We start from the raw sequence: 12,099 nt of genomic DNA, 5'->3' as shown, positions 1-12,099 counted from the left end.
GGCGGGCATGGCGGAGCAGGACGACGGGGCGGGCTTCCTGCGGTGCTTCGGGCAGCAGTTGAAGCTGCTTCGGGCGGGGGCCGGGCTGACCCGGGCCGAGTTGGGCTCCAGGCTCGGTTACGGGGAGGACCAGATCACGTCGGTCGAGCTCGGCCGACGCATCCCCAAGCCGGAGCTGATCGACAGGGCGGACGAGGTGCTGAACGCGGGCGGCGTCCTGCGGGCGATGAAGAACGAGGTGGCGCGGGCGCGTTATCCGGCGTTCTTCCGGGACGCGGCACGGCTGGAGGCCGAGGCCGTCGAGCTTCAGACGTACGACACCCATGTGGTGAAGGGCCTGTTGCAGACCGAGGAGTACACGCGGGCGCTGTTGAGCATGCGCCGGCCGCTCCTGAACGAGGAGACGATCGAGCAGCGGGTCGCGGCACGTCTGGCCCGCCAGGAGGTCTTCAACAAGTGGCCCGCGCCCCTGTTCAGTTTCGTCATGGAGGAGTCCGTACTGCTACGGCGGCTCGGCGGAACCTCGGTGCTGCGGGGGCAGTTGGAGCAGATCCTCCTCATCGGCCAGAAACGGAACGTCGAGGTGCAGGTGATGCCGCTCGACCGGGAGGACAACGCCGGTGTGGACGGTGGGTTCACGCTGTTCACCCGCAAGGGAGGGGAACAGATCGGTTACACGGAGGCGCAGGGACGTAGCACACTGGTGACCGATCGCGAAGAGGTCCGCGCACTCGCCGCACGCTATGGGATTATCCGTGCGCAGGCCCTCACCCCGTGTGAGTCGCTGGCCTACATCGAGAAGTCGCTGGGGGAGCTATGAACACCCGAAGGATCACTGCCGTCGCTCAGGATCTGCGGTGGTTCAAGAGCAGTTACAGCGGTGCGGAGGGCGGCGACTGCGTGGAGGTAGCGACTTCGCGAGGGACCGTCCACGTCCGGGACTCGAAGGCGGTCACCGGCCCCGCACTCACCATGGACCGCACCGCATGGGCGGCCTTCATCGGCTTCGCCGCGGGCCACGACAGCGAGGGTTGACCTTCTCACTCGTCGGCTGACCGTTTGTCCCCTTGAGGTGAGGTTCCTCGCTCCCTAGATTCCGAAATGGGCAGGAATGTCACCACACTGTTAGCGGTGTTAACGCAGGCATCTTGTCTATGTCCTCTGAGGTGTGTACGGTCCCGTCATGGCCGCCGACGAATCCGCTCCCGCGGCGGTCGTCACGGCTGCCGAGATCGCCCGCCTCGCCGGGGTGACCCGTGCCGCCGTATCCAACTGGCGCCGACGTCACCCCGACTTCCCGCGCCCCGCCGCCGGCACCGCAACCAGCCCCCTCTTCGCGCTCACGGAAGTCCAGCAGTGGCTGGACCGACAAGGCAAGGGCCGGGAAACCTCCACTGAGGTCGACCTGGGGCACGAACTGCGCGCTCAGTACGGCGACGACCTGCTCACCGCACTCGGCGCGGTCGGCGCGCAGTTGCTCGGAACCGCCGTCGAGCAACCGCTGGCCGAACCCGCCGCGGCTGCCCTCACCGCCTTGTCCGCAGAGCGTGACGCACACGCCCTCTACGCCGACCTTGTCGAGCGCTGTATCGCCTCCACCACCCGCAGCGGCGGTGAGCCGATGACCACCCTCGCCCTGGAGCGGATCGTCGCGGCGTTCGCGGGGCCGGCCAACGATGCAGCCGGAGCATCGGACCGCACCATCGGCACGGTCTACGACCCGGCGTGCGGCATCGGTACGCTGCTACTCACCGCCGTCCCGGGTGCCGACCGGTACGGCCAGGAACTCAATCCGGCGACCGCCGCCATTGCCGAGTTCCGTGCCCGTCTCGACGGCAGGACGGCCACCGTGGCCTGTGGAGACTCGCTGCGCAAGGACGCCTTCCCCGACCTCCGCGCCGATCTGGTCGTCTGCGATCCCCCGGTGGGCGTGGCCGACTGGGGGCGGGACGACCTGCTGCTCGACCCCCGCTGGGAGCTGGGCGTACCCCCGCGATCGGAGAGCGAACTCGCCTGGGTCCAGCACTGCTACGCCCACACCGCCCCCGGCGGCCGGGCGCTGCTGGTGCTGCCCTCGTCCGTCGCCTACCGCAAGGCCGGTCGCCGGATCCGGGCCGAACTGGTCCGCCGAGGACTGCTGGCCTCCGTGGTGGTACTGCCGCCCGGTCTGATGTCCAGCCACTCGCAGCCCGTGCACCTGTGGATCCTGCGGCGACCGGCCCAGGGCGACCCCGCCCCGACACACATCCGCATGATCGACCTCAGCACCGCCGACTCGGACGGCATCGGCCTCGGCATGAAGGACTGCGCACCGACGCCGGAGCAGATCGCGGACGTTCCACCCATCGACATCCTGGACGATGACGTCGACCTGAGTCCCAGCCGCTACGTCACCCCCCACCACGGCGACTACCCCGTCGAGTACGCCGCCCTGCGCGACCGCATCCAGAGCCTTGCCCAGGACCTGCTCGACCTGCTCCCCGTACTCCCCGCCGGTCCCGGTCGCATCGAGGCCGCGCCCATGGGACTCGGTGATCTCGTCCGGGGCGGGCTGGTCGACCTCGACGGCACCGTGCCGACCTCCCGTACCGACCAGCTCGACACCGACTACCTGCGCGGTTTCCTGCGCAGCGCCGCCAACGCCCGCCGCAGCACCACCGCCAGCGGCACCTTCCGTCTGAACGCCGGAAGTGCGCAGCTTCCGCAGATGGAGGTCGGGCGCCAGCGGGAGTACGGCGAGGCCTTCCGGCGTCTGGCAGCCTTCGAAGAACTGCTGCGCGAGGCCGCCGCCATCGGCGGCCGGGCGAGCGCGCTCGCGTACGACGGGCTGACCAAGGGCGCCCTGCTGCCGCCCGCCGCCAGTACGTCTTCCGGGATGAGCGAGTCCCAGGAGGCGCAGGAGAAGTGATCCGGCCCGCTGATAATCTCGCTCTCGTCCAGTCAGGTCAGGACATCACGGGGGCAAAGGTGCTGCAGCCGCTCAGAGCGGGCGATCCGACGACGGTCGGAGACTTCCGACTGGTCGGCCGACTGGGCCAGGGCGCGATGGGTGTCGTGTACCTCGGCTACCGTTCGACCCGCCCGGTCGCCGTGAAGGTCGTCAGGCCTCAGCTCGCGGAGGACGAGTACTTCCGCAAGCGCTTCGCCCTGGAGCTGGAGGCGATCCGCCGCGTCGGCGGCTTCCACACCGCAGCCCTGGTGGACGCCGACCCGCGAGCGGCGACTCCGTGGATCGCGACCCAGTACATCAACGCTCCCTCGCTGCTGGAGCTGCTGGAGCAGCACGGCCCGGTCAGCGAACTGGGCGCGTGGTGGCTGGCGGCGGGTCTCGCCGACGCCCTGATGCATGTGCACTCGGTGCGTTTACTGCACCGGGATCTCAAGCCGGGCAATGTCCTGGTCGCGGCGGACGGCGTCCGGGTCATAGACTTCGGCATCTCCCACGTCAGCGGCGGCACCGGCCTGACCACGGCGAACGCGGCGCTCGGCACCCTCTCCTACATGGCTCCGGAACAGGCCGCGGACTCCCGCAGGGCCAGCGAGGCGGCGGACGTCTACAGCCTCGGCGCCACCCTGGCGCACGCGGCGACCGGCCATGTCCCCTTCTACGCACAGATGCCGGCGCAGCGGACGCTGGACATCCAGCCCGACCTGACCGGCCTCCCGCCCGCGCTGCTCGACCTGGTCACCCACACCCTGGCCTTCGACGCGGAGGACCGGCCGACAGCGCAGAGCGTGCTGGAGGAGGCAATGGGACGCCTGCTCGACTTCGGCGTGCCGACAGAGGCGCAGGCGTACCCGCCACTGCCGGAGGCGTTTCTCGCGGAGGTGCTGGAGCGGCAGGCCACACCGGTCGAGACGCCGGACCCAGTACTTGACGCGGATGCGGCGCTGGATGCCGAGCCGGACAGTGCCCCGGAGATCGGTCCTGAGCCGGTGCCCGAGGCCGTGCCGTTCCCCCGCCCTGCGGCCCCGCTCGATCCCGAGCCCCGCCCGGACGTCACGCCGGACCGCTGGGCCGCGCGATGGCGCAGCCGTATCGAGGATCGCCGCAGCGACTACGGCGGCTGAGCCCTCCCCCACCGCACCCGCCAACCCACAGCGCCGAACAACGCGGCAGCAGAGCAGCAATCGAAGGAGACCCGCCGATGGCCACCGTCGCCGACAGCGCGTCAGACAACGTTCCGGGCGATGCGTCCAGCGGCATCCGGTTCGCCCCCGGGATGCAGGTCCGCGCCCGCGACGAGGACTGGCTGGTCGTGGAGGTCGCCGAAACCGCCAAGGACGGCACCCGCCTGGACGTGCGGGGCATCTCGCCACTGGTCCGCGACCAGCGCGCGGTCTTCTTCGCTCACGACGGCCTCGACCAGGTCACCCCGCTGCGCCCCGAGGACACCGAACTCGTCCCCGATGACTCGCCCGAATGCCGCCGCTCGCGCCTGTTCATCGACGCGCTGATCCGCAAGACCCCGCTGCCACTGTCCGAGCAGCGCCTCGCCACCGTAGGCACCCACCTCGTCGACGACCTCGCCTACCAGCGCGAGCCCGCCAAGGCCGCTCTGCGCGCCCTCCGCCCCCGACTGCTGATCGCGGACGCGGTCGGCCTCGGCAAGACCCTCGAGGTCGGACTGCTGCTGTCCGAACTGATCAGGCGCGGGCGCGGCGAGCGCATCCTGGTGGTGACGCCGAAGCACATCCTGGAGCAGTTCCAGCACGAGCTGTGGACGCGCTTCGCGATCCCGGTGGTACGTCTGGACTCGGCCGGAATCGAGCGGATCAAGAACGACATCCCGGCCGGCCGCAACCCCTTCTCTTATTACAAGCGCGCGATCATCTCGATCGACACCCTGCGCTCCGACCGCTGGCGCAGCCACCTCATGCAGGTCACCTGGGACGCCGTCGTCATCGACGAGTCGCACAAGCTCATCAACACCGGCACGAAGAACAACCGCCTCGCACAGCTGCTCGCGCCGAAGACCGACGCCATGATCCTGGCCAGCGCCACACCGCACAACGGCCAGCGGGAGTCCTTCGGCGAGTTGCTGAGCCTCCTCGACCCGACCGCCATCCCCAACACCAGCGACTACGACGAGACCCAGCTCCAGCACCTCTATATCCGGCGCCACAAGATGTCCCCCGACGTCTCCGCCGAGATCGGCCACATGTGGGCCACCCGCAAGCCGCCGGTCGCCATCGACTGCACGGCGACCCCTGCCGAGCAGCGCGTCTTCGAGGAGCTGTACGACGTCTGGATCAACCCGAAGGACGGCCGCACGGCCCCCGTCTCGGGCAAGGGAGCGCGCCTGTTCCCGTACACCCTGCTGAAGTCCTTCCTCTCCTCGCACTCCGCGCTGGTCGAGACCGTCGACAACCGGATCGAGTCCATCGACCGGAGTCCCCACCCTCAGGAGCGCCAGGCCGAGCGCGACGCACTGGTCAACCTCGGCACCATCGCCGAGGCCATAGACATCGACGACGCCGCCAAGTTCCACCAGCTGGTGAAGGTCCTCAAGGAGGAGATCAAGGTCGGCCCCGGGTCCGACACCCGCGTCGTCATCTTCTCCGAGCGCCGCGCCACGCTGCAGATACTGCAGGACACCCTGCCGTCGGCCCTCGGTTTCGCCCCGAGCAAGGGGAAGACCGGCGGCGCCGTCCGCCAGCTCCACGGCGGCCTCTCCGACGACGAACAGCAGCGCACCGTCAAGGACTTCGGTCTGGCGAGCAGCGACCTGAGGGTCCTGCTCACCGGCGACATCGCCGCCGAGGGCGTCAACCTGCACCGCCAGTGCCACCAGATGATCCACTACGACCTGCCCTGGTCCCTGATCACGATCGAGCAGCGCAACGGCCGTATCGACCGCTACGGCCAACAGCACTCCCCGGAGATCCGCGCACTGCTGCTGCTCACGGACGACGAGGACCCGGACCACCCCTCGGCCGACCGAGCGGTGTCTGCGCGCCTGCTGCAGCGCGAGGACGAGGTCCACCGCACCCTCGGCGAGGCCGCCTCCATCCTCGGACTGCGCGACGAGGAAGCGGAGACGAACGCCATCATGGAGCGCCTCCTGGCGCAGGAGGAACCGTTCGAAACGGTCGTGCCGTCCGTCCCGCTGGACCCCTTCGAGGCGTTCCTGGCCGACCACACACCGGAGGCCGACTCACCGGGCTACCAGGTGCCCCAGCTGTTCGCGTCCACCCGCGCGTTCGTCGAAGAGGCCCTGGAGGAGGTGTACGAGAACCCGGAGCAGCGCATCGGCAAGCACTGGAACGAGGACCATCCCAAGATGATGGTCTTCACCCCGGACCGCGAACTCCAGCGCCGCCTTCTGGTCCTCCCCAAGTCCTACCTAGACGAGCGGCAGGTCCTGGACCAGCTCCGCGTCACCTTCGACAAGCAGTTCGGCCAGGACCGGCTGGACCGGGCCCGCGAACGCAGCGGCAACCGCGCCAAGGGCGCGATCACCAAGCAGGAGCGCGCCGAGACGTCCGGTTGGCCGGACGTCAGCTACCTCACGGACCAGCACCCGGTGGTGGAATGGCTCACCGACAAGGTCCTGGTCAGGCTCACGCAGGACCGCCGGAACGGCTTGGACCAGAGCCGCGACCGCGCTCCGATCATCACGGCGGACGTCACTGAGCCCGTCTTCCTCACTCAGGCGATGTACTCCAACGCCAAGGGCCACCCGACCGTCCTGGCTTGGACGTGTGTGACGGGCTTGGCGAGCGGCACACCAGTCTTCGACGATGATTTGGTGGGTGTACTAAAACGGGCCGGGGTCAAGCCGAAGATGCTCAACCGCCCCTTCGCCGGGGACAAAGCAGCCCTGCAGGCGCTGGTCCCGGCGGCGGTACGGGCGAGCCGCGACCACATCGCCGCACTGCGCAACGAGCAGGAAACCCCGCTGGTGGAGCAACTCGTCGAGTACGAGCAGCGGTTGGAGGCCTGGCGGAAGGCCAGCCTGTCGACGTTTGAGCAGCTCAGCTTCAGCGGCATCCGGCGGAAGCACGAGGAGACACGCGTGCGGAAGACCGCAGTGGAGGTCGAGCAGCTCATTGAGCAGCTGGCCACCCAGGGTGAGGCGATGGTGCGCGTGATCGGAGTCCTGGCGCCACCCGCGTCCGCTGGCGGCAAGGTAATTCAGCAGCAGAGGGGCGAGTGACACCGTGGCATTCGAAGCGATCACCAACCGCGGTGAATACATCTCCGCCCACTACCTCGCCGAGCTGTTTGCCAAGGACCTCACGGAGCTGCGCAAGCGTTGGACCGCCGCCGACCGCGCTGGCGCGCCGTCGTCCCGGTCGGGCGTGAAGGGCCTGCGCCGTGACTACTTCACGGCAAAGGTCCACATCACCGAGGACAAGACCTTCGACGGCCCCGAGGTACGGGAGCTCAACGACCGCTTGCTGGCGGCCCTGGCGTATGTAGCGCCGGACGACGCCACTGTCGAGGACGACGCCCAGGAATCGACCCATAATCGGCTGCGCCGGGGCGACTTCGGCGTGATGCAGGGTGACAAGGAACGATCGGTGCCGGTGGCGCTCGCCGTCACGGGCCCCGGTGGCCTGGAACTCGTCGCCCTGGACGTCACCTGGGAAGTGGACGGCGAACTCGTCCTCGCGGACGTCGAGGACGGCGGCGCGCAGCTTCTCGACCCCATCCAGCTCGACGGCAAGCAGCTCATCACGGGTGCGGCCGACGCCGTCACCTTCCTCTTCGGCTGCGAGGAGGGCTACGCCCCCCGCTATGTCCTGCTGCTCGCGGGCGGCGTAGTACTGCTCGCCGACCGCACGGCCTGGCACGAGGGCCGGTTCCTCGCGGTGAGCGTCGACGAGGCCCTGGACCGCAACCTCAGCGCAGACGGCGAGGAACTGGAGGCGGTGGCCGCGCTGTTCGGCGCGGAGTCGCTGCTGACGGAGGGCGGCGTCGCCGGGTATCTGGACAACCTGGTCGACAAGGGCCGCAAGCACGCGGTGGGCGTCTCGAAGGAGCTACGGGAAGGGCTGCGGCAGTCCGTCGAGCTCATCGCCCAGGAGATCCTGGACCGGCTCAAGGACGGCGGCGCCGACCCGGCGGAACTGGGCGACCCCGCCGACCTGGCAAGCCGGCTCACCCGCGAGTCGCTGCGCTACCTGTACCGGATCCTGTTCCTGCTCTATGCGGAAGCCCGGCCGGAACTCGGCATCCTCCCCAGCAAGGACGACGCCTACCAGGACGGCTACGGCCTCGCCCGGCTCGGCGAACTGGTCTCCTACGACCTCCCGGAGGAGGCCCAGGACCGCTTCCACTTCGCCGAGTCGCTGGACCTGCTGTTCCGCCTGGTCGACCAAGGACATCGCCCCCTGGGCAAGGACGAGGCACCGTCCGAGGACAAGGTGACCGTCCTCGACGCGGACGGCCTGCGCTTTGAGGCACTGCGCAGCGACCTGTTTAAGGCCGACGCGACCCCGCTGATCGGCTCGGTGACGGTCGAGGGCGAGCGGATCGATACGCGGCTGCGCAACAAGGTGCTGTGGCGCGTACTCAACCTGCTGATGCTCACGCAAGGGCGGCGCAGCGGGCGCGGCAAGGCCGGAGGCGGCACGGGCAAGGGCTTCATCTCGTACGCGCAGCTCGGCATCAACCAGCTGGGGGCGGTGTACGAGGGCCTGATGTCCTACACCGGTTTCTTCGCGTGGGACGACCTGTACGAGGTCGCCAAGCCGGACTCGGACGGGCTGAGCGGCACCTGGGTCGTGCCTTTCAAGGACGCCGACAACTACGACGAGGAAGTCTTCGTCAAGCGGCGGGATGAGCTGACGGGCGTTTTTAAGCGGGTCGAACACAAGAAGGGCACGTTCGTCTACCGCCTGTCCGGTCGGGAGCGGCAGCGGTCGGCGTCGTACTACACGCCGGAGGTGCTGACCCGCAGCACGGTCAAGCATGCGCTGGCGGAACTGCTGGACCAGGACGGCACCACGACGCCAGCGCGGGCGATCCTGGACCTGACGGTGTGTGAACCCGCTCTGGGCTCGGGTGCGTTCCTCAACGAGGCCATCAACCAGCTGGCGGCGGAGTACCTGAAGCGCAGGATGGCGGAGCTCGGCGGCGAGCAACTGCCTCCGGACCGGTACGAGGCGGAGTTGCAGAAGGTCAAGGCGTATCTGGCGCTGCACAACTGTTACGGGGTCGACCTCAACCAGACGGCGGTGGAGCTGGCGGAGGTCTCGCTGTGGCTCAACTCGATGCATGAGGGTTTGAAGGCCCCCTGGTTCGGCCTGCATCTGCGGCGCGGCAACTCGCTGATCGGCGCGCGTCGGGCCGTGTATGCGGCGGATACGCTGAAGCGGAAGGCGTGGCTGACGACGGTCCCGACGGATCGGCCGCTGCGGGCGGGGGCTGAAGAAGGTCAGTTCCAGGCGGGCAAGGAGATCCACCACTTCCTGCTGCCGGCCAAGGGGTGGGGCGCCGTTGCCGACGCCAAGCAGGCCAAGGAGCTTGCGAAGGACGAGCGCGACGCTCTGGCGAAGTGGCGTACGGCCGTCACGGCGACACCGTCGGCCGCTCAAGGGAAGCGACTGCTGGCGCTGGCGACGCGAGTCGAGCGCCTGTGGGAGCTGACCCGGCGCCGCCTGATCGTGAGCGAGCGGGAGGTGCGGCGCCAGATCGACGTGTGGGAGGTCGACCCCGACCAGCCATTGGAGAAGGCGTCCGGTGATGTAACGCGCGAGCAGATCGAGAGCGCCCTGAACGAGCCGGGCTCGCCGCGCGGCCGACTGAAGCTGGTCATGGATGCTTGGTGCGCCCTGTGGTTCTGGCCGGTGGGGCAGCCCGACACTCCGACGCCGCCCAGCATGGAGGAGTGGCTGGCGTTCTGCGAAGCAGTGCTGGGCGTCCCGGCAGCCAAGGCGAAGGCGAGGCAGTCCAGCCGAGTCGGCGGCCAGGCAGCGGGACTGGACGACGAGTTCGGATTGTTCGCCGACACCGGCGAATTCGACAAGTTGGCGATGGATGATGACTTCGACCGGGTCTTGAGCCAGTGCGTTGACCTGCCATCGGTGATGGTGCGGTTCCCATGGCTGAGTGAGGTGGACGCGATCTCCCGACGGGAGGGGTTCTTCCACTGGAATCTGGAGTTCGCGCATGTCTTTGAGCGCGGTGGATTCAATTTGCAAGTTGGTAATCCGCCATGGCACCGGCCGACATGGGATGACGATCTGGCACTTGCCGAATTTGACCCATGGTTTGGATTGCTCGCTAAAACGCCAGAGGGAACTAAAACCGCTCGGCGCAATGCGGTCCTCGCCGAGCGTTCAGCACTGCAAGGCTACCTGTCGGACTTGAACTCTTGGGCTGGCACAAATGCGCACCTTGGTTCGACGGTGGAAAACCCCGAACTTGCAGGGATGCAGACAAACATCTACAGGAACTTCATGCTCCGAACATGGCGCAATCTCGGATTTTCCGGCACAGCCGGATTGATTCATCCGGAATCCCATTTCACGGACTCTAACGGTGGCTCGTTTCGCGAGAATACCTACAGAAGAATTCGGCGTCATTTTCAATTCAGGAATGAAGCTCAACTGTTTTCCGAAATTGATCATATCAATGTCTACGGGATACACATCTACGGCCCCCCGCGAGATCCCAAGTTCCTTAACCTGAGTTCGATTTTCCATCCAGATACGGCCGATGCCTCCCTGGTTCACTCTGGAATCGGCGAACCTCCTGGGCTTCAGCATGAACATGGTGGGTGGGATCTCCGAGCTCACGCTGAACGCGTCGTGGAGGTGACTAGATCAGTCCTGGCTGACTGGGCTTCGCTTGTTGACGAGAAGGGCACGCCCGCCCTGCAGGCCCGGATGTTGAGGCCTCTTACCAGCAGTGACAATGAGGCGCTTCGAGTTCTCTCTGGCTTTCCGCAGCGACTTGGAGATTTTAATTTTTCATGGACATCCGGCCTTCATGAAAAGGGGGCCAAAAGGGATGAGATTATCGAATGGAAGACCGAGGTGCCCCGGTCGTGGTCTGATGTCGTCCTTCAGGGGCCGCACTTCACAGTAGCTACACCATTCGCCAAGCAAGCGAAGGAGGTCGTGCGAGGCAATGGCGACTATACGCCTTGGCGGCTAGAGGAGCTGCCTGAATCCGTCCTTCCCCGCACAAACTATTCGCGGGCGTGCTCAGCTGGCGAATTCCGTTCCGCTCAACAGGTGTGGGGGGAGGGGAGGGCCACTCAATTCTTTCGGATTGCTTGGCGGAGAATGACGGCCCCGCCGTTGGAGCGAGGGTTTCACGCCGCACTGCTCGCGCCTGGGCCGACGCACGTTCACACTGTCCATACTTTGTCGCTCGCTACAAATCGAGATACTGCCGTACTTGGCGGGCTCTGGGTAGGATTGCCCCTCGACTACCTGGTAAAGGTTTCTGGGAAAGCGGACATTCAGATTGAATTGGTCTCGCAGTTTCCCGCGCCTCTCGAGCACCCCCTCACGACCCCGCTCCTTTTTCGCGCTCTTCGCCTGAACTGCCTCACCCGTGACTACGCCCCCCTCTGGGACGAACTCTTCGAGCCCGCCTGGCGCACTGACCGCTGGACCGACCCCGAATCCTCCCGACCGCAGATCCAGGCCATCGAACCAATCTGGTCAATGGCGACACCCCTCCGCACGGAGTACGACCGGCGCATGGCCCTTGTCGAGATCGACGCCCTCGTCGCCGTCATGCTCGGGCTCACCGCCGAGCAGCTCTGCGCGATGTACCGCTCCCAGTTCGCCGTACTGCGCAAGTACGAGTGGGAAATGTTCTTCGCCCCCGACGGTCACAAGATCGGCGCGGCGACCCACAACGTCGGCATCCGCCAGACCCCTGAAGAGACCGCCTTCGTCAAGGCCTGGGCCAAGGCGGCCCGCGCAGGCGACCCCGCCCCCGCCATCCCCGATGGCTGGGTCAAGCCGAACCGCGAGGCCGAAATGACCCGCGCCCACGCCGACTTCACCGCACGCCTCCACGCCGGCGAGTACGGCGACTACGCCGCCTACCTCGCCGAGCACCCCCTCGCCACGCCCGCGCCCGCCGAGTCCACCACCACTTCCAACCCCGCCCCGGAAAGCAGGTAGCAC

The 12,099-nt window shown here is 67.5% G+C and carries 6 protein-coding genes; all 6 read left to right on the top strand.

Annotation, left to right across the window (positions count from 1 at the left end):
- Positions 1–7 precede the first annotated feature (7 nt).
- The 6 genes from QFZ74_RS26300 (at position 8) to QFZ74_RS26275 (ending at position 12,096) form a co-directional block, all read left to right on the top strand.
- Positions 8–820 carry a helix-turn-helix transcriptional regulator gene (locus tag QFZ74_RS26300; RefSeq protein ID WP_307623309.1) on the top strand — a complete coding sequence of 271 codons (813 nt, stop codon included), beginning with the start codon at positions 8–10 and terminating at the stop codon, positions 818–820.
- Positions 817–1,035: a DUF397 domain-containing protein gene (locus QFZ74_RS26295; protein ID WP_307623308.1), complete on the top strand. Its 219-nt coding sequence runs from the start codon at positions 817–819 to the stop codon at positions 1,033–1,035. Before QFZ74_RS26300 ends, QFZ74_RS26295 begins: the two co-directional genes overlap by 4 nt.
- Positions 1,036–1,183: 148 nt before the next feature.
- Entirely contained in the window at positions 1,184–2,908 is a 1,725-nt protein-coding gene (locus tag QFZ74_RS26290) for an N-6 DNA methylase (protein WP_307623307.1), read from the top strand.
- A gap of 59 nt (positions 2,909–2,967) precedes the next feature.
- Complete coding sequence (locus QFZ74_RS26285; protein ID WP_307623306.1) at positions 2,968–4,071, top strand: serine/threonine-protein kinase; 1,104 nt, start codon at positions 2,968–2,970, stop codon at positions 4,069–4,071.
- A gap of 77 nt (positions 4,072–4,148) precedes the next feature.
- Positions 4,149–7,160, top strand: coding sequence for a DEAD/DEAH box helicase (locus QFZ74_RS26280; RefSeq protein ID WP_307623305.1), 3,012 nt, complete (start codon positions 4,149–4,151; stop codon positions 7,158–7,160).
- A gap of 4 nt (positions 7,161–7,164) precedes the next feature.
- Positions 7,165–12,096: a type II restriction endonuclease subunit M gene (locus QFZ74_RS26275; RefSeq protein WP_307623304.1), complete on the top strand. Its 4,932-nt coding sequence runs from the start codon at positions 7,165–7,167 to the stop codon at positions 12,094–12,096.
- Positions 12,097–12,099 lie beyond the last annotated feature (3 nt).

The sequence above is a fragment of the Streptomyces sp. V3I7 genome (assembly GCF_030817495.1).
Lineage (GTDB): Bacteria > Actinomycetota > Actinomycetes > Streptomycetales > Streptomycetaceae > Streptomyces.
Note: the sequence above shows the minus strand (reverse complement) of the source record. Positions and strands in the feature narration are given on the sequence as shown.